The organism is Actinomadura sp. NPDC000929, assembly GCF_040492065.1.
Lineage (GTDB): Bacteria > Actinomycetota > Actinomycetes > Streptosporangiales > Streptosporangiaceae > Spirillospora > Spirillospora verrucosospora.
Genome location: NZ_JBEUPA010000025.1, coordinates 28,324 through 52,676 on the forward strand (window position 1 = coordinate 28,324; position 24,353 = coordinate 52,676).

Annotated in this window: 19 protein-coding genes; 5 read left to right on the top strand and 14 right to left on the bottom strand. The window is 72.4% G+C overall.

Annotation, left to right across the window (positions count from 1 at the left end):
- The first annotated feature begins 90 nt into the window (after positions 1-90).
- The 3 genes from ABWI04_RS12395 to ABWI04_RS12405 all read left to right on the top strand — a co-directional run bounded on the left by ABWI04_RS12395 (position 91) and on the right by ABWI04_RS12405 (position 5,481).
- On the top strand, positions 91-1,800 hold the full coding sequence (locus tag ABWI04_RS12395; protein ID WP_353832459.1) for a hypothetical protein: 1,710 nt from the start codon (positions 91-93) through the stop codon (positions 1,798-1,800).
- Between the two features lie 104 nt (positions 1,801-1,904).
- On the top strand, positions 1,905-2,978 hold the full coding sequence (locus ABWI04_RS12400) for a hypothetical protein (protein WP_345173177.1): 1,074 nt from the start codon (positions 1,905-1,907) through the stop codon (positions 2,976-2,978).
- Between the two features lie 235 nt (positions 2,979-3,213).
- Positions 3,214-5,481 (top strand): spermidine synthase, encoded by a 2,268-nt coding sequence (locus ABWI04_RS12405; protein ID WP_353832460.1) that lies wholly within the window; start codon positions 3,214-3,216, stop codon positions 5,479-5,481.
- Between the two features lie 55 nt (positions 5,482-5,536).
- On the opposite strand, the gene ABWI04_RS12410 is transcribed toward ABWI04_RS12405, so the two are convergent.
- The 11 genes from ABWI04_RS12410 to ABWI04_RS12460 all read right to left on the bottom strand — a co-directional run bounded on the left by ABWI04_RS12410 (position 5,537) and on the right by ABWI04_RS12460 (position 16,819).
- Positions 5,537-6,898 carry an OmpA family protein gene (locus ABWI04_RS12410; RefSeq protein ID WP_353832461.1) on the bottom strand — a complete coding sequence of 454 codons (1,362 nt, stop codon included), beginning with the start codon at positions 6,896-6,898 and terminating at the stop codon, positions 5,537-5,539.
- A gap of 286 nt (positions 6,899-7,184) precedes the next feature.
- The gene (locus ABWI04_RS12415) at positions 7,185-7,463 is read right to left on the bottom strand and encodes a Flp family type IVb pilin (RefSeq protein ID WP_353832462.1); all 279 of its coding nucleotides are present in this window, start codon (positions 7,461-7,463) and stop codon (positions 7,185-7,187) included.
- 159 nt (positions 7,464-7,622) lie between these two features.
- Positions 7,623-8,381, bottom strand: coding sequence for a response regulator (locus ABWI04_RS12420; protein ID WP_353832463.1), 759 nt, complete (start codon positions 8,379-8,381; stop codon positions 7,623-7,625).
- Between the two features lie 3 nt (positions 8,382-8,384).
- Complete coding sequence (locus tag ABWI04_RS12425; RefSeq protein ID WP_345173184.1) at positions 8,385-9,638, bottom strand: sensor histidine kinase; 1,254 nt, start codon at positions 9,636-9,638, stop codon at positions 8,385-8,387.
- 22 nt (positions 9,639-9,660) lie between these two features.
- A complete protein-coding gene (locus ABWI04_RS12430) occupies positions 9,661-10,551 on the bottom strand; it encodes a type II secretion system F family protein (RefSeq protein ID WP_345173186.1) in 891 nt (296 codons plus the stop codon).
- A gap of 15 nt (positions 10,552-10,566) precedes the next feature.
- Positions 10,567-11,499, bottom strand: coding sequence for a type II secretion system F family protein (locus tag ABWI04_RS12435; RefSeq protein ID WP_345173187.1), 933 nt, complete (start codon positions 11,497-11,499; stop codon positions 10,567-10,569).
- Complete coding sequence (locus ABWI04_RS12440) at positions 11,496-12,851, bottom strand: TadA family conjugal transfer-associated ATPase (RefSeq protein WP_353832464.1); 1,356 nt, start codon at positions 12,849-12,851, stop codon at positions 11,496-11,498. Before ABWI04_RS12440 ends, ABWI04_RS12435 begins: the two co-directional genes overlap by 4 nt.
- 3 nt (positions 12,852-12,854) lie before the next feature.
- Positions 12,855-13,232 (bottom strand): TadE/TadG family type IV pilus assembly protein, encoded by a 378-nt coding sequence (locus ABWI04_RS12445; RefSeq protein WP_353832465.1) that lies wholly within the window; start codon positions 13,230-13,232, stop codon positions 12,855-12,857.
- Between the two features lie 5 nt (positions 13,233-13,237).
- Positions 13,238-14,815 (bottom strand): CpaE/TadZ family protein, encoded by a 1,578-nt coding sequence (locus ABWI04_RS12450; RefSeq protein ID WP_353832466.1) that lies wholly within the window; start codon positions 14,813-14,815, stop codon positions 13,238-13,240.
- Between the two features lie 5 nt (positions 14,816-14,820).
- Positions 14,821-15,495 (bottom strand): Flp pilus assembly protein CpaB, encoded by a 675-nt coding sequence (gene cpaB, locus ABWI04_RS12455; RefSeq protein ID WP_345173193.1) that lies wholly within the window; start codon positions 15,493-15,495, stop codon positions 14,821-14,823.
- Between the two features lie 64 nt (positions 15,496-15,559).
- Complete coding sequence (locus ABWI04_RS12460; RefSeq protein ID WP_353832467.1) at positions 15,560-16,819, bottom strand: hypothetical protein; 1,260 nt, start codon at positions 16,817-16,819, stop codon at positions 15,560-15,562.
- Positions 16,820-17,444: 625 nt separating this feature from the next.
- On the opposite strand from ABWI04_RS12460, the gene ABWI04_RS12465 reads away from it, so the two are divergent.
- Positions 17,445-18,356 carry a class II glutamine amidotransferase domain-containing protein gene (locus ABWI04_RS12465; protein WP_345173196.1) on the top strand — a complete coding sequence of 304 codons (912 nt, stop codon included), beginning with the start codon at positions 17,445-17,447 and terminating at the stop codon, positions 18,354-18,356.
- A gap of 48 nt (positions 18,357-18,404) precedes the next feature.
- On the opposite strand, the gene serC is transcribed toward ABWI04_RS12465, so the two are convergent.
- Both serC and ABWI04_RS12475 read right to left on the bottom strand, forming a co-directional pair.
- A complete protein-coding gene (gene serC / locus ABWI04_RS12470) occupies positions 18,405-19,541 on the bottom strand; it encodes a phosphoserine transaminase (protein ID WP_345173197.1) in 1,137 nt (378 codons plus the stop codon).
- A gap of 44 nt (positions 19,542-19,585) precedes the next feature.
- Positions 19,586-19,969, bottom strand: coding sequence for a hypothetical protein (locus tag ABWI04_RS12475; protein ID WP_345173198.1), 384 nt, complete (start codon positions 19,967-19,969; stop codon positions 19,586-19,588).
- A gap of 162 nt (positions 19,970-20,131) precedes the next feature.
- On the opposite strand from ABWI04_RS12475, the gene ABWI04_RS12480 reads away from it, so the two are divergent.
- Entirely contained in the window at positions 20,132-23,014 is a 2,883-nt protein-coding gene (locus tag ABWI04_RS12480) for an ABC transporter substrate-binding protein (RefSeq protein WP_345173200.1), read from the top strand.
- A gap of 117 nt (positions 23,015-23,131) precedes the next feature.
- Here the strand turns inward: ABWI04_RS12480 and ABWI04_RS12485 are convergent, their stop codons facing one another.
- On the bottom strand, positions 23,132-24,244 hold the full coding sequence (locus ABWI04_RS12485) for a citrate synthase 2 (RefSeq protein WP_345173201.1): 1,113 nt from the start codon (positions 24,242-24,244) through the stop codon (positions 23,132-23,134).
- Positions 24,245-24,353: the final 109 nt, after the last annotated feature.

Genomic DNA, 24,353 nt, shown 5'->3' on the forward strand with positions numbered 1-24,353 from the left:
CTTAATTAGGTCCCAGGGCCCAAGCCCCACCGAAGAACCCCGTCTACTCTCATCAATCTTGATATGCACGGGGTATCGGGGGTTCGCGCGATGTGGTGCGGTCGTTGGCAGGGCCGAAAAAGGGATTCCGGCGCCTCCGCGATCGAGTACGCGAGCCTGGTGCTCGTCGCGTCCGCGATCATCGTCGGGCTGCTGGCCATGTCCATTCCCAACGTGGTCTCGCCCAGAACCAGGGGCGCGATCTGCAAGGTGTTCCAGGGCGACGGCTGCGTGTCACCCGAAGGCGGGGGAGGGCACGGCCTCGACGGGGGGACGGGGAATCCGGACGGCGGCACGGGCCAGGGCACCGAGGGAGGGAACGGCGGGAACGGCGTTGACGGCGGAACCGGAACCGACGGCGGAACCGGAACCGACGGCGGAACCGGTAACGGCGGCGGAACCGGTAACGGCGGCAACGGCGGCAACGACAGCGGTGGGCCCGGCTGGAACCAGGCGTACACCGGGTTATCGCCGCTGCAAGCGGTCACCCAGGGCTTCGGTGACCAGGTCGGCAACTTCTTCAGCGGCCTCGGCACCGGCATCAAGCAACTGGTGTGGGACGGCCTCGGCAAGGCGATCGTCGACGACGTCACCGGCCTGGTGGACCTCGTCACCGACCCCGGCACGATCATCGACGCCGGCAAGTACGTCTTCGAGCATCCCTGGGACGCCCTCCGCCAGATGGTGGTCGACGACGAGACCGTCGACATGTGGAAGGACGGCAACTACCTCGGCGCCACCGGCCGCACCATCTGGAACGTCGGTTCCTGGGCCATCCCCTACTACGACGTCGGCAAGGGCATCGGCAAGATCGGCAAGCTCGGCAGGCTGGGCAGGGCCGCCTCGAAGCTCGGCAAGGCCGGCAAGCTGGCCGAGGAGTCGGCCGGCGCCGCGGAACGCGCCGGCAAGGCCGCCAAGTCCGGCGATCTGGTCGGCGCGCGCAAGGCCGCCGACGAGGCGAAACGGAAGGCCGACGACGCCAAGCGGGCGGCCGGCTGCAAACCCGGCGCCTTAGGCCCGCCCCGCGGGGGATCCTTCACGGCCCCCGCGGGCGCGCTGACACTGCCGGTCCTGCGCGGCGCGCGGGGACTCGCCGTCCAGGTGCGGGCGGCCGCGCCGACCCCGTGCGAGAAGGCCGACGCGAGCAAGACCAGGGTCGACCAGGCCCTGCGCGAGGCCGCCCTGAAGAAGATCGCGCAGCTCCGCAACGCGGGGCCCGGCGCCCATGGCGTCCAGCGCCACCTCGACCCGCCCGACGACCGCATCAGGCTCCGTCTGGGCGAGCCCAAGTACAACCCGGACGGGACACCGCAGCTCTACGGCCCGACCAGCAACTACCAGGGGTACGTCAAGGGCGACAACGCCACCAAGGTCGACCCCATGAACCCGAACCCCCGCCGTCCGGACGGCACGCTCGACAACACCGACGCCATCACCGGCGGGACGCACAAGGTCGGGCCCTTCTCCACCAAGTTCAGCGACCCGCTCGACTTCGCGCTGGCGGAGGGCGCCGCCCGGGCGAAGCTCACGACCTTCCCCCCGAGCGGCACGCAGGCGGTGGAGCTCTCGATCAACGACCTGCCGGCCGGGGCGGCGAGCCGGATGAAGGGGTGGTACCGCAACGCCGCCGACCCCACGCAGTTCAAGGCGATCAACTTCCAGAACGCGACGATCCGCGCGATCTACAAGCTGGACGCGAACGGGAAACCGTACCTCTACACCATGTATCCCGATCCGGTCAAGGCATTGAATCCGCCATGACGGCCTCACCGTGCCGCCGATTCGGGGTGTGGCACGGTGGGGGCGAGTCGTGGTCCCCGAGCATCGTCTTCGGCGGCGGGCGCCGCCGGGAGGAGGTAGGCAGAGTGATCCGTCCACGGCTTCTGCTCGTGTACCGCACGAAGAACGCCAGGCTCCTGGGCAGCGGAGCCGGGGTGATCGATCGCACCGGTCCCGTGCCGCGCCTGCTCGTCCGCACCGAGAAGGGCCTGGCCGTCCATGACATGACGGCGGAAGGCGCCCGGTCCGCCGAGCCGGTGGCCTTCTTCCCCGGCCGCGCGAGGGGACGACCGATCATCGGGGCCGGTCCGGTCGCCCCGGACCTGTCCCACGCCGTGCTCGTGGACGAGAACTCCTACCGGCTCGTCACCCGGGACGGGACCCTGCTGTGGGAACGCCCGTGCACGGGCCCGGCCGGCAACCCCGTCCGCTACGTGCGCTGGGTCCGGCCGTCCGGAGCCGAGCCGCGGGTGTGGCTGGCCGTCCCCGCCGGTGGCGCGGACCCGAACGACGCGATCGACCTGGCGCTCTTCAGCGTCGCGGGCGACGAACTCGACCGGCTGGTCGTCCCGGCCGGCGGCCGTCAGCGTTCGGTCGACCTCGCCTTAGGGCCTGACGCGCGCCCCTTAGCGGTGGGCCTCCGCGTCGCCGCCCGAGCGATGACCTTCCGGGTCGGCTCCGGCGGAGCGGTCTCGCACGCCGCGGACCGCGCACTCCTGGACGGCGACCCTTCCGGTTCGGGGTTCGTCACCGTCGGCCTGAGCGACGGTGGCGACACCACCGACGTGCGGTGGCACTCCGCCCGCGGGAAGGACACCGCCACCGTGGTCACCTGCGCCGACCTCCTCGCCTCCGAACGGGACACGGAACCGGTGCACATCGCCCCCGATATCACCGGCCACAGCGGTGGCCATCTGAGCGACGATCTCCTGCTCCTCGAACTGGAGGACGCCTACGACGAGATCGAGACCGAGCTCTTCGGAGCGGAGCGGTGGCGCCCGTCCAGCCACTGGCTGGTGAGATCCGGACGCCCGCTGGGGATGGTCGCCTACCCCGAGGAGAGCCACCTCGACGACCTCACCCCGGCCGTGCCGTTCGGCGACGGAACATGGCTGACCCGCGGCCGCGATGTGATCTACCGCTGGGGCCTCGACCGCTGAGCGAGGCGGCCCGTTCCGCCGCCGCCCGCCCGCCCCGGCCGACTCCTCACCTTTGCTCGGAGTGGTTTCGCTAGGCCCGCGGACCCAGGTTCTCCGCCCCGGATAAACCGCGTCGCATTTGGGTCTCCGGGCCCTCAAAAATGAGTCCTGGGCACAGTTACGCTCGGCCGCGGAGAGGTCTTCATCGACGAATACCGCCGCATGCGGACACCGATCTATCGCGAGGAGCGCGCAGTTGAGCGTCGTCGTCGAGTCCCCGAGCCGGAGCGAGCGGGCAGCGCGGAGCGGACGGTGGCGGCTGCCCGCCCTGGTCGGGATCTACACCCTGGCCAGCCTGGTCGGGGCCGGCCTCCTCTTCGTGGTGCAGCCGATGGTCACCAAGATGATCCTGCCGGCCTATGGCGGATCGCCGATGGTGTGGAACACGGCGGTGCTGTTCTTTCAGGGGGCCTTGCTGCTCGGTTACGGATATGCGCATTTCGCTCAGCGGCTGGGCGCGAGAAAGCAGCCGATCCTCCACGCGGTCCTCATTCTGCTGCCGCTCCCGCTGCTTCCCATCGCCGCGCCGGAATGGGCGGGGGCCCCGGCGTCCGCTCCCCCCGCGCTGTGGCTGCTGCTGGTGCTGACCGTCATGGTCGGCGCGCCGTTCACGGCGGTCGCGGCGACCAGCCCGCTGATCCAGCGCTGGTACTCCTGGTCCGACCTGCCGCGCTCCGGCGACCCGTACTTCCTCTACGCGGCCGGGAACACGGGAAGCCTGCTGGCGCTGCTGTCCTACCCGCTCTTCATCGAGCCGGCGGCCGAGGTGGGCGGGCAGGCGACCTGGTGGGCGATCGGCTACGGCGTCTTCGTGACGCTGATGGCCGCGTGCGCGGTGGTGGTCCGCCGGGCGGTCCGGCCCGGCGCGGCCGGCGCTCCCGAGAGCGAGGCTCCCGAGACCGGGCCCGCGGAGGAGGCCGCCGCTCAGGACGCGGGGGAGGAGCCCATCGGATGGCGCCGCCGCGGGCGCTGGCTGTTCCTTGCGTTCGTGCCGTCCTCGCTCATGCTGGGCGTCACGGCGCACATGTCGACCGACATCGCGCCCGTGCCGCTGATGTGGGTGATCCCGCTGGCGCTGTACCTGGTCACCTTCATCGTGGCGTTCGCCCTGCGCACGCATCGCCGGCTGCCCGCAGCGGTGGTCGCGTCGGCGATCGCCGCGGTCGTGCTGCCCTGGACGCTGATCAGAGGAGGCATCGGGTACGCCCCGGCGGCCATCGCCCTCGACCTGGCGCTGCTCGCCCTGGCGGGCCTCACCTGCCACGGCCTGCTGGCCGCCGACCGGCCGGCGCCCCGGCGGCTGACGGAGTTCTTCTTCGTCACCTCGGTCGGCGGCGCGCTCGGCGGCCTGTTCAACGGCATCGTGGCCCCGCTGGTGTTCAACTGGACCGCCGAACTGCCGGTGGTCGTGGCGAGCCTCGGCCTCCTGCCCCTGGCGGCGCGGTGGCCGGCGCGGAGCATCCCGGGGTCCGCGCTCACCCGGTGGGCGTTCCTGGTGACCGCGCCGCTCGCCGCGCTGCTGCTGTGCTTCATGGACACGACGGCCCTGCGCTGCGCCGGGTTCGCGCTCGCCGCGTCCTGGATCCTGCTGATCGTCCGGCGGCCCCGTGTACTGGCGGCCGTGGCGGTGGCGGCGGTGCTGGTCCCGTTCACGGTCAAGCAGTCGCACAGCATCGACCGGGAGCGCACGTTCTTCGGGCAGTACCAGGTGCGGCTCACCCCCGAGCGGGCCACGTTCGTGCACGGGACGACCGTCCACGGCTTCCAGCTGCGCGCGCCCGGGCAGCGCATGACGCCGGTCTCGTACTATGCGCGGCGCGGGCCGATCGGCGACGTGTTCGCCGCGTACGGCGCGGGGCCGCGGTCCGGGCGGGTGGCCGTCGTGGGGCTCGGCGCCGGCGGTCTCGCCGCGTACGGTCGCCCGGGCCAGCGGATGGACTTCTTCGAGATCGACCCGGCGGTGGTCCGCATCGCCCGCGACCCGCGCTACTTCACCTACCTCCGCGACTGCCCCTGCCGCGTGCGGACCATCGTCGGCGACGGCCGCCTGGAGCTCCAGCGCGCACCGGACCGCTCGTACGGGATGATCCTTCTGGACGCCTTCAGCTCCGACGCGGTGCCGACCCACCTGCTCACCCGGCAGGCCATCGGGCTGTACGCCGCCAAGCTCGCGCCCGGCGGCGTCCTGGTCTTCAACGTGTCGAACCGCAACCTGGAGCTGGCCCCCATGCTGGGCGCGACCGGCCGGGCGGCCGGGATGGCGACGCTCACCGCGTCGGACACCGCCCCGAAGGGCGACAGGCTGTCGTTCTCGTCCGAGTGGGTGGCGATGGCCCGGTCGGCGGACGACCTGCGTCCTCTCGCCGCCCGCTCCACCCGCTGGCACGGGATCCGCAGCGGCGGCCCGGTGTGGACCGACGCCCACTCCGCCCTGTTCGAGCTGCTGAAGATGAACCGCCGCTGACGGGCGTGGTCCGTGCGGCCTCGCGGGCCGCGCGGACCACGCCGGTCCGTGTCGGCTACCTGACCGCGACGCCCTTCATGCGGAGCCCCTCCTGGCCGGACCAGGGGAAGTCGATGTCCACGGTCCGGGCCTCGGGAGGAAGCCGGTAGACGCCCGCGTAGGTCACGCTCTCGCCGGGGGCGAGGACCTTCTTGGCGTCGGCCCGGGGCAGGGAGGTGCAGACGCACTCGGCGCTCGACGCGCGCAGCGGGTAGTACCAGACGTCGCCGGCCGTGTCGCGGATGGAGATGCCGTCGGTGCTCTGCGACACGGGGCTCAGCCTGCCGTTGTACTGGAGGTCCAGCTGGAACGCCGAGCCCACGTCCGCCTGGGACCGGCCGTTGTTGCGCAGCGTCCAGACGAAGGTGGTCAGGCCCGCCGGATCGCGGTGCATGGAGTTCACCTCCACCTGGAGGTTCCTGGCCTCCGCCGCGGTGAAGGCGGCCGTCTTGGACGAGGCCGGCTTGCCGGGCGCCCAGCGGTAGGGCCGCCCGCCCGCCGGAGCGGCCGGCGGGGAAGGCATGGTGAAGCTCGCGGTGACCCGCCGGTTCTTGCGGCGACCGCTCTCGGTGTCGTTCGGGGCCACGGGGTCGGCCGATCCGTGCCCGGCGGTCTGGAAGGTCACGCCAGTGCGGGTGACGAGCTGCTTGAGCCGGTCGGCCACGGCCTTGGCGCGCCGCTCGGACAGCGGCTGGTTGATGGCGTCGTTGCCGCTGGAGTCGGTGTAGCCGTCGACCTTGACCGTGCTGCCCCGGGAGGCGTCGATCTGCTTGGCCACGCCGCGCAGGAGCTTGTCGGCCTGCGGGGTCAGATCGGCCTTGTTCAGCGCGAACAGCACGTCCGACGACAACCGCACGGCCCGCTTGTCGCCGTCGTCGTCCACGGACTGCTCGTCGCCTTCGGCGACTCCCGCCACGGTGAGGATGCGGGGCGACGCCAGCGACACCGAGGCCGGATCGGTCTGGTCCGGCAGCGCCCGGACGGGGCCGTTGGAGAGCGGGACGTCCTGCATCGGCACCGTCAGCGGAAGCGTCACCGTCACCCTGTTCACCCCGGCGGGCGGCGCGGGGAACACGGCGTAGACGTCCAGCGAGGCGCCGGGGGCGAGTTCCTTGTCGGCGAGTGAGGAGCACAGGCAGGTGCCGTCGGCCTTCCTCAACGGCATGTAGAGCTTGCCGCCCGCGCCGTCGAGTAATCCGATGCCGTTGGCCTCCAGACTTCGGATGTCGCCCTCACGGCCGCCTTCGAACAGGCTGATATGCAGGTTCAGTTGGCTCTGCCCGTCGTTGACGATGCGGAACTGCCCGGTGACGGCGCTGCCGGAGGTCCGGCTCAACGCGAGGAGCTCCACGTGCGCAGGCCCCGCACGGTGCGCCATGGGCACCGAGATTCCGGTGCCGGGCGCCTTGCCGGCCGGTCCGCCGGTCTTCTTCGGCGGGTCGGAACCGTCGTCGCCACCGCCGCAAGCGGACAGGGCCAGGAGAAGGGCGGCCGCGCCCACTCCGGCTCGAAAGCCCCGAGAATGTCCCCGGCCAGGTTCGAACATCTGTCTGCTCCCGTCACACGGAATGGATAATCCACATGAAAAAGACAGGGAGAGCCACCCTCCGGTGGCTCTCCCTGTCGAGTGCGCCGCAGCTCGGCGACCGCGGTCAGTCGAGGCGTTACTTCTTCTTCGGGTCCCCGCCGTCGCCGCCGCCGCCGAAGATCTCGTTGATGGCCCCCTCGACCTTCGGCTTGATGGTCGACTTGGCGGCGGTGATGAGGAAGACGATGATGATGCCCGCGATCAGCACCAGGCCGGCGTACTCGATCGCGCTGGCCCCGCGGTCCTCCGCGTCGCGGATGCGCGCGATCCGGGCCCGGACGAAGTCCTGGACGTCGTCGGCGCGATTCCGCATGAAAGTCTCGGTGTGCACGTACAGGGGAAGGATCGGGCTCATTTTCTGCCTCCTGACCGCCGTTTCCATCTGCTCCATTGACTGGAACATTACGGAAATCGGCGGTGCCCTCCCAGGGCCCGTCGACCCAATCACGGACCCGGCGCGGACCCAATTCCGATAGGGCCCTCGGACCTAAGGGGCGGGAATTCCCGGACGCGGTCACCGGGTGTCCTCCCCTGCGGTTCCCATCCACTGCGCGATGGCGGCGGCGCGGGAGGTGACGCCGAGTTTCGCGTATATCCGGTTCACGTGGTTCTTCACGGTCTTCTCCGCCAGGAACAGGTGGCCGGCGATCTCGACGTTGGTCCTGCCCTGCACGATCAGGCGCATCACGTCCAGTTCCCGGGCGGAGAGCCCGAACCGCGCGACCCGCCGCTCGCCGTCGTCGGACGGCGCTCCGGCCGGCCCGGACGGTCCCGACGGCCCGGACGCCGCGGGCGTGTCGTCGCGCGGCTCCCCGCCGGGTTCGGCGTCGCCGTCGGCGCCGGGCGGCTCAGGACGGGCGGAGACCTCGCGTAACGCCCCCACGAGAGCCGACACCGCGGCCTCCGACAGGGGGTTCGCCCCGCGCAGCGCGCCGTGCACCGCGTCGGCCAGCTTCTGCGCGGAGAACTGGCCGTGCACCAGGTAGCCGGAGGCGCCGTTGCCGATGGCCTCCCGCACGATCCGCGGATCCTCGGTGTAGGTCAGCATGATCACCCTCGTGAGGCGGCTCAGCGTCTGCGCGGCGGTGACGCCGTCGACCAGCGGCATCTGCACGTCCAGCAGCACCAGGTCGGGCCGCACCCGCTCGACGATCTCGATGGCGGTCCGGCCGTCGCCGGCCTCGCCCACCACCTCGATGCCCGAGGCCTCCAGCAGCGACACTAATCCGGACCGCACGACGACATTGTCGTCGACCACCACGACTCGGGCCATCGTTCAACTCACCTCGGCCAATCGGTGCGCTCGTTCGTCGATGGGCAGCCGGACCAGAACGGTGGTGCCCTTCCCCCGGGTCGAAAGGATCTTCACCACGCCGCCGACCCGCTGGGCCCGCTCGTGCAGGCCGATGAGGCCGTAGTGGCCCTCCCGCGCCAGCGCGGTGAGCTCGGGCGGGCGGAATCCCGCTCCGTCGTCGCACACCGTCAGCCGCACCTCGCCGTCCCCGCGGGCCAGCCGGACCCGCACCGAGCCGGCTCCGGCGTGCCGCTCGACGTTGGTCAGCGCCTCGGAAAGGATCGCCACGGCCTCGTGCCGCACCCGTAAGGGCAGATCGATGTCCGGGGCGATCTCGCACACCACCGGGACGCCCGCGGCGTCGGACCAGTCCCGCGCTGTCTCGGCGACCACCTGCGACAGCGAGCGCGGGATCGTGTCGCGGCGCAGCTCCGACAGCAGGCTCCGCGCCTCCTGGGAGGCGACCTGGCAGGCGGTGGCGATCCGGTCGGCCTCGTCCAGCGCCCGGTCCCGGTCCCGCTCGACCCACACGCGCAGCCCCGTGGCGGCCAGGGCGATGCCGCGCAGGGTCTTGGCCAGCGAGTCGTGCATCTCGCGGGCCAGGCGGGCGCGTTCCTCCGCCGCGGCCGCCTTCACCTCGGCCAGCCGCCGGGCCGACTCCTGCTCGGCGTTGGCGTCGAGCAGGCGGCGCAGCGCCACCCCGGCGAACCCCGCGAGCGGGTAGCACAGCGGCTGCCCCAGGACGTCCTGGAAGGTCGGGGGCTGCGCGTCCGGCGCGGAGTCGATGGTGAACACGAACGTTACGTAGTAGCAGAGGGTCTGGAGCCCGGCCACCGTCAGCATGCCGCGCCAGTGATAGAGCAGGCCCGCGAGGGCGGCGGTGGCGACGGTCGCCAGCAGGTAGGGGCCGGACGTGCCGCCGAGGCCGAGCACGGTGAACGAGGCGGCCATGTCGAGCGCGAACAGCAGGGGGTGGCGCGCGAGGCGGGGGGCGACGTAGCGCCAGTACCGCCCGGCCAGCCAGGACAGCAGCGCCACCGTCAGGACGAGAAGGAAGACGTCCAGGTACTCGACTTCGAGCGGGACCAGCGACAGCGTCACCGCCGCGATGAACATGCGGATCTGCAGGAGCATCTGGAAGGCTCCGCCGACCTGCTCGGTCAGTTCCCCCTGGACGGGCCGCTCCCAGGCCGCGGCCCGGGTGCCGCCCAGCGGTGCCGGCGCGTCGCCCATCATGCCCCCTGTGGGTAAGACGTGGTCAGTTGCCGAAGAGCCCACCACCGGCCCCCACTCCCGACCCGTAGTAGACGGCCCCCATGACCACGAGCATCAGCGCCGGCAGGGTCAGCCCCAGAGTGATCCCCGTGATCTTCGGTGTGGTGCGCTGCGCCTTGCGCTTGGCCCACTGCGCCGACTCGCGGCGCATGTCGTTGCCGATGTCCATCATCGCCGTGGTGAGCGGCGCGCCCAGTTCCTCCGCCTGGAGCAGCGCCGTCACGAACTGGTTGACCGCTTCGGAGTTGTTGCGGTCGCGCAGGTCCTCGAAGGCCTCACGGCGCGGCGTGCCCAGTTCCATCTGGCGCAGCGCCACCATGAACTCGTCGGCCAGCGCGCCCGGCATGCTCTCGGCGACGCGGTGCAGCGCCAGGCGGAAGCTCAGACCGGCGCTGACGGTGACCGCCAGCACGTCGAGGAAGTCGGGCATGGAGCGCTGGATCTCGTCCTGCCTGGCCACCCTCTTGCCGTACATGACGAACTCGTTCTGCAGGCAGCCGATCAGGCAGACGGTGCCGTAGAGCGGATGCCCGTTCAGGGCCAGCAGCAGCGCGAAGGTGAGGAAGAAGACGGCGTAGCCCGCGGTCCGGCGCGCGTAGCCCTCGACGGTGATGCCGCCGGGACGGCCCGCCGCGTCGATCCGTCTGCGGATCGCCGCCCGCCACGGGCTGAGCAGTTCCATCGCCGCGCCGGTGAACGGCCGCCCCACCCGGTCCGCGATGGCGTCGAGGATGAACACCTCGTTCTTGTCCGCCTTGGGAGGCTCGGGCACCGCCGAGGCGGCGACCCGCTGGCCCGCGGCCACCAGCCCGAACCCCCACGCGGCCAGGATGACGCACAGCGCCGCGGCGCCCGCCATGGCCAGAATGATCATTGTTCGTCCACCGCCTCACACGTCGATCCGGGTGATCCGGCCGATGACGACCAGGCCGACCACGAACATCGCGGCCGCCGCGGCGAGGATGACCTGCCCGCCGAGGTGCTCGCTCATGGTGCGCAGGGCCCCCGGCACCATGAAGTTGATCATCATGACGCCGACCACGCTGAACCCGCCGACGACCCAGTTGGTCACCACCGCCTCACCCATGATCGTCTTGACCTCGCGGCGGGTCTCCTTGCGCTCCTCCAGGGTGCTGGCGATGGTGCGCAGCGCGGTGACCAGCGACCCGCCCGCCCGCGCCGACACCAGCAGGGTGCTGATCAGCACGCCGAGCTCCCGGGACGGCAGCCGCCCGCCGAGGTCGCGCAGCGCGTCCTCCACCGACTGGCCGAGGCGCAGCGCGTCGGCGGTGCGCCGCACCTCCTCCCCGGCCGGATCGGCGAGCTCGTCGGCGGCGATCTCGATGGCGGTGCGCATCACCAGCCCGGCGTGCGTGGCGTTGCCCAGCACCCGGGCCAGCTCGGGCAGCTGGGCGATGAACGCCTCGCGCCGGCGGTCCTCCTTGCGGCGCAGGTAGGCGAGGAAGGCGAAGCCGACGCCGATCGCGGCGGCCACCCCGAACACCGGCGCGATCCACTGGCTGATCAGCACGATCGCCGCCAGGCCGCTGCCCGCCATCAGCAGCACGAGCGTGGACACCCGCATCCGCATCCCCGAGGCCGCGAGCCGCCGGGCCAGCGCCTGCCCGACCGCGGTGCGCCGCAGGGCGACGTCCAGCCGTCCCAGCAGGCCGTCGACGCGGTCGCCGTCGCCGCCGATCTCGGAGCGCGCGACCAGCCGGCGCTGCTGCCCCCAGCCCGCGACCAGGTCGCCGATGCCCCAGGTCGCCAGCGCGAGGACGGCGGCCAGCATCGCCAGGATCACCGGAAGTGGAAGGCTCATCGGGACTGCTCCCCTCGCGGGCGGCCACCGGGATGCGCGGTCCCGTTCGGGGACGGCGCGCCGGCGAACGCGGGCGGCACGCTCTCCCCGGCGTGGAAGAGCCTGGTCAGCAGGTCCCGCGGCAGCGGGACCGGCCGGAAGCGCCCGCGCACCACCCGGTCCGCGCCGATCGGATCGGACTCGAACCGCATCACGGGACGCGTGGTGATCTCGCCGCGCCGGGCGTGCTCCAGCATCGCCACCTCGACGATGCGCCGCGACCCGTCCGGGCCCCGGTTGAGCTGCACGATCACGTCGACGGCGCTGCCGATCTGGTCGCGGATCGCCTCGAACGGCAGCCGCACGTCGCTCATGCTGGCCAGCGTCTGCAACCGGTACACCGCGTCCTCGGTGGAGTTGGCGTGCACGGTCACCAGCGAGCCGTCGTGGCCGGTGTTCATCGCCTGGAGCATGTCCAGCGTCTCGCCGCCGCGGACCTCGCCGACGATGATCCGGTCGGGCCGCATGCGCAGCGCGTTGCGCACCAGGTCGCGGATGGTGATCGCGCCCTTGCCCTCGATGTTGGCCGGACGCGACTCCAGCGACAGCACGTGCTCCTGCTTGAGCCGCAGTTCCGCCGAGTCCTCGATGGTGACGATGCGCTCGGACTCGGGCACGAACGCCGACAGCGCGTTCAGCATGGTGGTCTTGCCGGTGCCGGTGCCGCCGGCGATGACCAGGTTGAGCCGGGCGCGCACGAACGCGGCCAGCAGCATGCCGGTGGCCTGGTCCATGGAGCCCATCGAGACCAGCTCCTCGATGCTGTAGGAGCGCGGGAACCGGCGGATCGTGAGGATCGGGCCGACCAGCGACAGCGGCGGGATGATCACGTTGACGCGCTCGCCGGTGGGCAGCCGGGCGTCCACCATCGGGCTCGACTCGTCCACCCGCCGGTTCACCTGGGCCACGATCCGGTCGATGGTCTGGTACAGCTGGTCCTCGTTGGCGAACCCCGCGTCCAGCCGGTGGACCCGGCCCGCCCGCTCCACGAAGATCGAGTCCGGGCCGTTCACCATGATCTCGGTGACGGTCGGGTCGGCGAGCAGCGGCTCCAGCACGCCGAGGCCGAGGGCCTCGTCCACCACCCGGCGGATCAGGTTGGCGCGCTCCCCGGCCGCCAGCACCGGGCCCTCCCGCGTCACCAGCAGGCCGACGACCTTCTCCAGCCGGGCCCGCCGCTGCGCCATCGTCAGCCGCGCCAGCTCGTCGAGGTTGACCTCCTCCAGCAGGCGCTGCCGCCAGTGCTGGACGGTGCTCTTGCTCATCCGGTCGTTGGACGACCGGTCGTCGTCGAGACGGTCCTTGAGTGCCATCGGCTATCCCAGCGGCATGGTGACGGTGCGGTTCACGGTGTAGTCGAAGGGGACCCCCTTGAACAGCAGCGGCAGCTTGGCCTCGACATGGCAGTACACGGCGTCGGCTCCCGCCACCTCGGTCCGCCCTCCATCGATCTTGTAGACGTTCAGCCAGTAGGGCCTGACCCGGTTCGCGTACTCGACGCAGAGGGACGGGTCGTAGTGCTGGGCGGCCTCGCGGGCTCCGGTGCGGGCGATGTTCTCCACGCGCGACACCGTGGTGAAGGAGATGTACGCCTGGAAGGCCGCGAAGATGACGAAGAGCGCGATCGGGAGGACGCCCGCGAACTCGATCGCGGCCGCGCCCGCGTCCCGGCGCCGGGCGTCGTGCGCCGCCACGTCCCTCACCCCTCGCCCTCGTAGACGATCTTGCTTCGGGTCCGGATGCCCCACGAGCTGCGGAGCCCGGGGATCAGGACGGGCGTGTCGATGGTGACCACGGCGTAGCCGTCCACGACGTCGAGCGTGAGGTGGTCGCGGTCCTTCCACCTGCCCTTGATGCGGGCCACCGCGCGGCGCCGCACCTCCTCCCGGTTGGCTCGCGCCTCGGGGGTGTCGCGCTTGTCGTAGCCGATCACGGCGACCGCCCGCGCGGCCTCGTTCGCCGCGTGGCTGGAGTAGGTGGACGTCAGCCCGACCAGCACGATCTGCCACACCAGCACGAGGACCAGCAGGATCAGCGGGAAGACGCCGGCGAACCCGATCGCGGCCTCGCCCCGGTCGCCGGTGTCCGGCGCCGCCGCCGCGGCGGCGCCCTGCCCGGCCCCGGCGTCGAGCAGCCCGAGGTCCAGGGCCGCCTTGCCGATCGCCTTGCGGAAGTCGGCGTTCTTCACCGCGCCCGGCGAGCCGGTGTTGGCCGCCTCCTCCAGCGCGCGGAAGACCGCCGGCACCGTGACGCCGCGCAGCGGCGAGCCGACCATCTTCTTCGCCAGCTCGGGCTGGATCTCGTTGCGCCTGTCGTGCCGGGTGAGCAGGACGCTCACCTCGTCCTCCTTGCGGATCGCGAGCCGCGCGTACATCTGCGCCAGCCGGCGGGCCGAGCGCAGCGCCGGCACGTCGGGGGTGGTGACGATGACGGCCTCGTCCGCGAGTTCCACCGCCGTCGCGTTGGCGTCGGCGAGATGGGTGCCGCCGTCCACGATCACCACGTCGTACCGGGACCGGATGACGGTGAGGATCTGCCGCACGGCACGGGCCGAGATCTCCTCCGCGTCCTCGCCGTGCGCGGGCGCGAGCAGCAGGTGCGGTCCGGCCGGGTGGACGAACAGCGCCTCTGCCACGACCGCTCCGTCGAGGTCGCCGGCGGCCGCGGCGAGGTCGGCGAGGCTGTGCCGGTGCTGGACGTCGAGGTAGCCCGGGATGTCGCCGTTCTGCAGGTCCATGTCGACCAGGCACACCGTCCTCCCCGCACTGGACACGGCGATGGCGAGGTGGATCGCCAGCGTGGTCGTGCCGACGCCGCCCTTCGCGCCGGTGAGCGTGACCAGCCTGGCCATCCGGCCCGGCCGGCCGGGGATCTCGGCGGAGGTGAAGTGCCGGCGCATGCTGCGCGACCACTCCGACGCCTGCTGGACGCGGTTCTGCAGTTCCGACAGGGTCGGCTCGTTGGAGATCACCCCGCGCGCGCCGGCCGCCATCGCCGCCGCCAGCATCTCGGCCGTCGCGTCGTCGGCGATCAGGATGACGGCGAGCTGGGGCTGGCGGATCACCAGGTCGCGGATGAGGTCGAGCGCCGGCAGCGGCCCGAGCCCCTGGTGCACCAGCACGACGTCGAGGTTCGGGGTCGTCGCGACCGTCCCCGCCAGATGGTTGGACGTCGTCTCGACCGCGACGAGCTCGATGTCGGGGATCTCGCGGAACTGCCCGCTGAGGGCGGCGGCGAGATCGCGGTCCTCGACGCCGAGGAGGACGTGGATGTTCACCGGTCTCACCTCGCCGGAAGCGTTTCGCAGACCGGCGGGAGCCGGGTGCCGTCCAGGCCGGTTCCGGACCCGCCGATGAGGGCGAGCCTGATCTTCGTCGCGAAGCTCTCCTCGCGGGTGAGCTTGAGGCTGTCCTGCGCGCTCAGCGCGAAGGTGATCGGAACCTGGGACTGCGTCACCGAGCTGTTCTTCTCGTCCTTGACCTGGGTCGTCTGCCCGATCTGGATGACCCTGGCCGCCCGGACGATCCGCGCCGCGCAGGACTGCTGCTGGTTCCCCTTCTGCGTCTGGTAGGTCGCGTAGATGTCGACCGGCATGCCCTCGTGGACCTTGCCCGCCACGCCCGTCTCGGCGTCGATCATGATCGCGATCTCGCGCTGGCCGGGCTGCAGGGTCGGGCCGGGGACGAGCATGCCCGTCTGTAAGTAGGCCCCCGCCGGAAGATCGGCGGCGGCGACCTTGCCGTTGAGCGCGGCCGTGTCGGTCACCATCGTCTCCGGCGACCACCGCTTCGGCACCCGGATGCGGTCGAGGTCCGCCGCGGTGACCGGGCTGAAGGCGGGGACGGCGCGCTTGAGCATGAGCACGTCGGTCTTCACACCGACCTCGGCCCGAACAGAGCCGACATAGCCGATGATGCTGATGAACACGGCAACGGCGCCGAGCGCAGCCAGGATCATCAGCAGAACTCCACGTCGCTGGCGCGGGTTCATGGGACTCCGTTCTGGTCGGGGGCAGGGAGGCTTACCGGCGGCGCTGCGGACGGAAGATGACGGTTCCATCGCGCCACTCGTCGTCGGGGGTCGTCCGGGGCGTCCGCTCGGGCGGGGAGTCCGGTGCCGCGGCCCGCCGGGGCGCCGCGTCGTCGAGGAGCGTGGTGAGGGACGGGGCGTCATCGGTCTGGTCGGGGGGCGCCGACGGCGGACCGCCGTCCTGGCGCGGGTACTGCGGGCGTGTCGGCGGCGCCTCCTCGTCGGGCCGGACCTGGGGAGGCTGGACGGGGTGGGGCGCGGGGGGATGCGGAGCCTGCGGCCAGGACGGCTGCGGTGGGGCGGCCGGTCGCTGGACATGCTGGGGAGCCGGGGGCTGGGGCTGGGGACGGGGAGGCTGGGCCCCAGAGGGCTGAGGGTGCGGCCGCTGCGGGTGACCAGGGGGAACGGCCTCGGTGGGCGCCGCCTCCCGGGCCGGCTGGACCATGAGGCAGAACGGGCACTCGGGCAGCGCGGTCGGTTCGCCGCACCATCCGCACGCCCTGTACGAAGAACCGGCCAGCAGGCTCCGCAGCGCGTGCGGGTGACCGCTGAACGCCACGAACTCGGTGTACTTCTTCGTCCCCCAGTACTCCGCGCTCATCGGCTGCGGGGCCACCGCGGTCGACGTCACCGCCGCGAGCACCGGCCGCATCCTGCTCTGGAGCCAACCGGCGTCGCCGTTCGCGTCGGCCACCAGCATCAGCACGGGGTCGGCGGGCCGCGACGCCAGGCGCGGGACGGGCTTGGCGGCGGTGATGCGGTGCACCTCCGGGTGGGCGCCGGCCGTCACCGAGAACCCGCCGCCGGGCAGGTAGGACGAGACGTGCGCCCCGAGTCCGGTCTTGACGTGCTCGAGGCGCGCCACGCTGTTCACCCAGGCTCCGGCGTGGAGGGTCGCGCAGAGCCGGTGGGCGAGGGTCGCGAGGACTCCGGGCCGCGCGTGGGCCGACGCGAACGTCAACTGGTCGGCGACCAGGGACAGCGCCAGCGGCGGCACGTCGAGCGGCAGGCCGGCGATCCGGTCGGTGAGCAGCGCGGAGCGTGCCAGGCGCACCAGCCGCTGCGCACGGCTCCTCTTCCACGCCGGGTACAGCACGAGCACGGCGCCGCGCCGCCGGAGGGCGTACTCCATGTGGTCGACGAAGGCGGGCGCGGCCTCGTCGCCGCGGCCCTCCACGGCCACCCGCTGAGCCACCGTGGCCTGCAGGACTCCCGTGCTGGGGAAGTCGCCGACCAGCACCACCGCGGTCACGGGCACCTCAGATGATCTCTAGGCCTCACCGGGCGGAACCCTCCCGTCCTGAACGGCGACCGAACGGCAGACGATATATTCGTCTGGTCACGGAATCGATGACTATAGTCATTACGGCTGTCACCATTCAAGGGATTAGTCCTTCCGGCAGGGGTGCCGGCGTCAAAACCGGGGAGCATCGCATTGTTCGATGCCGCGTCCGCCACCAAGGTTCCCGATGGTGGTGACACGTTCGAGAAAACCTGTCACATCCGTCCTGACAGGCGGTCGGTGAGAATGGTGTTTCGCCTGGTCGGAGCGGATGATCGCGGGAGTCGTCCGCCGCCGTCGCCGGTGCGCTCCCAGAAGAGTGGAATTTTCACTCTCCTCTCCAGAGGTCGCCCCCGCCTGGCCATTCTCTCTGACGTGCGGAGCGTTGATCAACGGCGGACGAAAGGTCCACATGCGGCCATAGAAGTAGGCCCCAGGGCCCTGGACAGGGCGGGGTGCCGGGCCCCTGATCAATGGTGGGAATTAATCGGGGCCAATGTGGCTGATGGGGTGATAAGCACCGGTAAGGCCGGTCACGGTGCGTGCCCAGGCCGCGGGGGTGAACCGCCCGCCCGCGATCCGCATCTCATCCTGCATGTGCGGATTGTTCGGGGTGGTGCGCTCGCCGTTCGCGGCCGACCCGGGTCGGGCGTCGGACGTGTTCGTCATGCTGGGCGCTCTCGCCGAGGAGCGGGGGACCGACTCGGCCGGCCTGGCGCTGCTCGGCGCCGCCCCGGGGCTCGGCGGGGCCGGCGGCGGGGGCTGCCGGGTGGTGAAGGGGCGCGGCCGGTTCTCGGGGGTCTGGCGGCCGGAGTTCCTGCACGAACTCGACCGCGCCGCCGCGGCCGTCGGGCACACCCGCTGGGCGGCGCAGGGGTCTCCGGCCGAGGCCGCCGACGCCGGCCCCATGGTCGTCGCCGGCTCGCCGGCCACGGTCGTGGGCGCGTACGACGGCGACATCGACGCCGCCGGGCTGCGGGCGCGGTTCGCGCCGCCGCCCGCGTCCGGCGCCACCGGCAGCGAGCCGATCCTCCGGCTGCTGGCCGGCCGCCGGCCCCCGGCCGAGATCACCGGCGTTCTGGGGGCCCTGGTCGGACGGGTCGCGCTGGCGTGGGTCGAGCGCGACCGTCCCACCGAGGTGCACCTGGCGCGCGGCGCGCTCAGCCCGCTGACCATGGCCGTGGACACCGACCAGAACATCTACTGGGCGTCGAACCCGCGCTGGTTCCGGGAGGTCGAGCGGCACACCCGGGTCCGCTTCGCCGCCGTCGTGCTGCTGCGCGAGGGCACCTACCTGAAGGTCGGCATGGAGCGCCGCCCCGGGCGCCGCGACCTGCCCGAGGTCCTCGCGACGGCGGCGTTCGTGCCCACGGCGCGGGACACCGACATGGACCCGCGCGTCTGGACGGGCTTCACCCCGGCCGACGCCGAGGGCGACCGAGCCGGCCTGCTCCATCGCGTGGTGCGGCAGGCGGGCGGCACCGGCGGTCTGCTGACCGTCGCCTGAACCGGCCCTCGGGGGAGCGGCGTGGCCCCCCGAGGGCTCCGGCTCGTCTCAGAGGCGCTCGACGACGTAGTCGACGCAGGCGGTCAGCGCCTCGACGTCGCCCGGGTCGATCGCCGGGAACATGCCGATGCGCAGCTGGTTGCGGCCCAGCTTGCGGTACGGCTCGGTGTCGACGATGCCGTTGGCGCGCAGCACCTTGGCCACGGCCGCCGCGTCCACGTCGTCGCTGAAGTCGATCGTGCCGACGACCTGCGAACGCTGCGCCGGGTCGACCACGAACGGCGTCGTGTACGAGGTCTTCTCGGCCCAGGTGTACAGCCGCTGGGACGAGTCGGCCGTGCGGGACGTCGTCCAGCTGAGGCCGCCCTGCCCGTTCATCCACTCGATCTGCTCGGCGAACAGCAGCAGCGTGGCCACGGCCGGGGTGTTGTACGTCTGGTCCTTGGCGGAGTTGTCGACGACCGTCTTCAGGTTGAAGAACTCCGGGACGTACCGGTCGGACGAGGCGATCTCGTCGATCCGCTCAAGCGCCGCCGGGGACGCGAGCGCGACCCACAGGCCGCCGTCCGCCGCGAAGCACTTCTGCGGCGCGAAGTAGTAGACGTCGGTCTCGGACACGTCCACGGGCAGGCCGCCCGCGCCGGACGTGGCGTCCACCAGGACGAGGCCGTCCCGCGCGGTCGTGCCCGCCGGGCGCCTGATCGGCATGGCGACGCCGGTCGAGGTCTCGTTGTGGGTGAGCGCGTAGACGTCCACGTCCTCCTCGGCGGACGCCTCGGGGTGCGTGCCGGGCGGGGCGGAGATGACGGTGGGGTTCCCCAGCCAGGGCGCACCCGTGGTGACCTTGGCGAACTTGCTGGAGAACTCGCCGAAGGTCAGGTGCTGCGACCGCTGCCGGACGAGGCCGAACGCGGCCGCGTCCCAGAACGCCGTGGTGCCGCCGTTGCTGAGCAGGACCTCGTACCCCTCGGGCAGCGAGAAGAGCTCGGCGAGCCCCTCCCGGACGCGGCCGACGAGGGACTTCACCGGCTTCTGCCGGTGCGAGGTGCCCATGTAGGTCGAGCCGGACTCGGCCAGGGCGGCGAGCTGCGCGGGACGGACCTTGGAGGGACCGCACCCGAAACGGCCGTCGGCGGGCCTGAGATCGGCGGGGATGTCGATGGTGGGATTCGCGCTGTCGGTCACTCACCCGAGGCTATCTGACCTGCGGCGAAGATCGTGGGTCGAGTTCACATCCCGAGACGCCGGCGGCGCCACCCCCAGGTCAGCAGGGCGACCAGCCCGGCGGCGCAGACGCCGCCGACGACGGCCGGCGGGTAGATCCAGGCGTCGCCCCGGGAGTGCGCCCGCACGGCCGTGGCGGTGGAGTCGTAGGTGAGGAACGCCAGCAAGAGGGCGGCGAGCGCGACCGCGATCCGTCCCGCGACGGCGTTGGTGGCGCGGCGGCGCTCCTCGCGCTCCGCGTCGAACCGCCTCAGCGCCTGCGCCGCCTCCGCGGCCTCCGAGAGCGCGGGCGCCGCCGCGCGGCCGTGCCCCGCACCGGACACGGCGCCGGCCGCGGGGCCGATGTCGCCTTCGAGGGGCTCGTCGTCTCCGCCGCGGGCTGCTCTCATGCCGCCCCATGATGGCAAAGTGGCCGGGTTTCGGGAACCGGCGCATGATCAGCGGAAAGTTTCGATCCGATCGACCGTTCCGCGCGTCCAACCTGAACGGGGACGGCGAGTCGGGGGGCTGCGGGGCAGAAGCGGGCGAGGCACGGAAGCGAGGCGTGGCGCATGGCGGGCGACGGCGACCGGATCCTGAGCGAGGATCGGCTGCGCGGGGTCCTCGACCTGTTCGAGCGGCTGCGCGAGCGGCCGCCGTGGCGGTGGCGGGAGCGGCTGCGGCCCCTGCTCCTGCTGCTCGGGCCGGAGCGCGCCGCCTCCCACGCCGCCGAGATCCTCAAGGCGCGCTGCGAGGACGAGCGGGCCCCGGTGTCGCACATCGCCGCCGACACGCCCGCCACCGGCGTCGCGGGCGTGCTGCGGGAGGCCAAGCGCGAGCTGTCGCAGCCGAGCAGCCGCGCCCGGGGCGAGCCGGCGCTGCGCTTCCCGCTGCTGGAGATGGCGCTGTGGCTGCGCGACCTGCGGGAGATCCGGCTGGCCGGCGAGCGCCCCCCGCCGCGCGGCGCCTCCTCGTCCGAGCGCGAGAACCACCTGCTCGTCCGGCGGCTGACGCACCCGCCGGTCGGCGACAACGAGAACGCGCGGCGCCGCGAGCTCAACCGGGTGATCCGGCGGCGCGGGCGCGACGTCCTGCGCGACCTCGAAGAGGTGCCCGGCAGGCGCGCCACCTTCTTATCGTTCCTGGAGCAGATCGCTCCGATCGGCATCGCCGCCGTCGCGCTGATCAGCGCCGGGACGGCGGCGGCGCTCGACCTCGCCTCCGCCGTGCTCGCGGCGGTCGTCGGCCTGGCGTTCGTGACCGTGCAGATCGTCGCCCGGACGCGCGGCTGGTACGGGGTGCGGCGGTTCGGCTGGTTCCTGCGCCAGCCCTACGTCGACCGCGACTCCACCGGCTTCCTCGGCTTCGCGCTCGGCGTGTTCGACCCCCGCCCGGTCGAGCCGGACGACCACGGCGAGCAGCTCGACCTGCTGCTCGTCGCCGCGTTCCTGGAGGACCTGCGCCGCAACTACCGGCGCGACTACCGGCGGGCCGCGTGGGCCCGGGTCCGCTACCCGGTGCTGATCTTCGAGCACCTGTCCGCCGGGCATCCGGGGGTGGCGTTCGTCGAGCTGGTCGAGCGGGTCCGCGCCGACGGCCAGGCGAGCGACCGGCCGCCGGGCTTCGACCCGCTCGTCGTCGTCGCCGGAGTCGACCCGGCCGCCCCGGCGGAGCCGTCCGACCCGTCCGGGCCCCGGCTGCTGGAGCGGCTCGCGCGGGCCGTCCGGGTGGACGTGGGCTCGGACGAGCCGCAGAGCGTCATCGCCGCGCGCGGCCTGTGGGACCGCTACACGCGCGAGCAGCGGCGCGTCGGCGCCCTCGGATCGCGCCGCGAGCTGCGCGTGGACGTCACCCGCGACCCGGGCGGCGACCTGCCGCCCGTCCGGCCGGTGCGGCGCAGGCCCCGGCTCGCCCATCCGGCGCTGCCGTGGATCGCGATGGTCGCGGTCGCCGCCGCGTCCGTCTCCGTCATCTCCGTGCAGGTGGAGCGGTACTGCTCGCCGTTCGGGATCAGGCGGATGGCGAACGGCGAGTGCGTCGGCATCACCGACGGGTCGTTCCGCTTCGGCGAGGACTCCGGCGGCAAGAACAACGACAACCGGCTCAACAGGGTCCTCGACCGGATCGAGTCGCTGAACGACCACGTCATGGAGTCCCGCAAGCCGTACGCGACCGTGGTCTACCTCGGCCCGGTGACCGCCGACCCGTCCATCAAGAACAAGCGGATCGACCTGCTCGCCGGGGTGCAGGGCGAGCTGATCGGGCTGGCGATCGCGCAGAAGCGGTTCAACGACGCGGCCGAGGGCGACGACCTGCGGCTGCGGGTGCTGGTCGCCAACGCGGGCGCCAAGTTCCGCTACGCCGGAGACGTCGCCGAGCAGATCCGCGCGCGGGCGCTGAAGGACCGCTCGATCGTCGCGGTGATCGGGTTCGAGCAGAGCCGCCGGCAGACCCAGGAGGCGATCAGGCTGCTGGCCAAGTCGGCGCTTCCGCTCGTCGGCACCGCCAACAGCTACGACGGGACGGCGCTGCTCGACGGCGACGCCGGATACTCGCCCTACTACTTCCGGCTCGCGTCCCCCAACGCGCGGACCGCCCGGCACGCCGCGTACTGGGCGCGGCACGGCGACGTCGGCGGCGGGAAGGTGGACGACGCGGTCGTCATCTACGACGGCGACCCCGACGACCTCTACAGCGCGAACCTGGCGACCGACTTCCAGCGGTCGTTCCGGCCCGGCAAGGCGCTGATGCGCCCGTACAGGAACCCCGGCGAGCTGAACAAGTCGGTCAGGGAGGCCTGCCAGGACCAGCCCGACCTCTTCTACTACGCGGGGCGGTCGGACGAGTTCCGCTCGTTCGTCAACGTGCTGGAGCTCTCCTGCCCCAAGCGCCCGCTGGTCCTCGCCGACGACGAGATCGCCAAGTACGTCAGCGACAACGCCGAGGAGCTCGGCCGCAAGAACACCTTCGACCTGTACTTCACGCCGCTGGCCGCCCGGGAGGCGTGGACGTGGCGGTGGATCGGCGACCAGTCGCCGCAGACGTTCTACTCCGACTACGACCCGGGGGTCCGGGAGATGACCGACGACGAGGACGACCCGTCGGGGCGGCGCCCGTCCATCACCCGCGCCGCCGTCGGCTACGACGCGGCGACCCTCGTGGCGACCGTGGCGAGCAAGGTGTACTGGCAGGAGAAGGCGCTGCCGTCGGCGGGCTCGGTGTTCGCGGCGCTCAACGACCCCGACCACGACGTGCTGCGCAACGGCGCCAGCGGCGTGCTGCGGTTCGCCTCCCGCGGCGCCGGCCACCAGGTGATCGACCGGCCGGTGATCCTCGCGACGATCCGGCAGGACGGGACGACGGAGGTCAGGCAGGTGTGCGGCCGCCTCGTCGCCCGCGGGCAGGGCCGGGCCGACTGCCCGCCGGGGGAGGGGAGCGGCGCCGCCGTGAAGTAGCCCGGGCACGGCGGCGCCTGCGCGAAGCGGCTCGGACGGGCCGGCGCCTCCGTGCACGGCAAAGGCCCCCGGTTCGACCGGGGGCCTCAGGCGCGTTGGGGCGGGGGACCGGCCGCGTCAGCCGGCCTGGCGCTTGAGGACCTCCGCCGCACCGGCGACCTCGTCGAGGGAGCGGCTGCCGGGGCCGGTGTAGCGGGCGCTCGGCCGGACGAGGCGGCCGGTGCGCTTCTGCTCCAGGATGTGCGCCGCCCACCCGGCGGTGCGGCCGCAGGTGAACATCGCGGGCATCATCGAGGTCGGGACCTCGGCGAAGTCGAGGATGACCGCGGCCCAGAACTCCACGTTCGTCTCGATGGGGCGGTCCGGGCGGCGCTCGCGCAGCTCGGCCAGCGCCGCGTCCTCCAGGGCCTTGGCGGCCTCGAAGCGGGGCGCGTCCAGCTCCCTGGCCGTGCGGCGCAGCACGCGGGCGCGCGGGTCCTCGGCACGGTACACGCGGTGCCCGAAGCCCATCAGCCGGTCGCCGGAGTCGAGGATGTCGGTGACGACCTTGCGGGCGTCGCCGAGCTGCTCGACCTTCTCGATCATCGGCAGGACGCGGGCGGGGGCGCCCCCGTGCAGCGGGCCCGACATGGCGCCGATCGCGCCGGACATGCTGGCCGCCACGTCCGCGCCGGTGGAGGCGATGACGCGGGCGGTGAAGGTGGAGGCGTTCATGCCGTGCTCGGCGGCGGAGACCCAGTACGCGTCGATGGCCCGGACGTGCTTGGGGTCGGGCTCACCGCGCCAGCGGACCATGAACCGCTCGGTGATGGTTCCGGACTCGTCGATCCGGCGCTGCGGGACCATCGGCTTGCCGACGCCGCGCGCGGACTGCGCCACGAACGACAGCGCCGTCACCGACACCCGGGCGAGGTCGGCGCGGGCCTCCTCGTCGGAGATGTCGAGCAGCGGCTTCATCCCGTACGCGGTGGCGAGGGTGGGGAGGGAGCTCTGCACGTCCACCCGCACGTCCCCTGAGGTGACGGGGAGCAGGTGGGGGTCGGCGGGGGCCAGGCCGGGGGTGAAGCTGTCGTCCACGAGGAGCCCCCAGGCGTCGCCGAAGGAGACACGCCCGACGAGTTCCTCGATGTCGACGCCCCGGTAGCGGAGGGCGCCGCCCTCCTTGTCCGGTTCCGCGATCTCCGTCTCGAAGGCGACGACTCCTTCGAGACCGGGTTTGAAGTCGGACATGTGTCGTCCTGCCTTTCGTCCCGTGTGATAAGGCGGTGCCGTGCCATTGAACCCTGCCCGCCTTACTGACCAGTACCCCGGGGTCCTGCAAGTTGCACAGGGCTCGGGG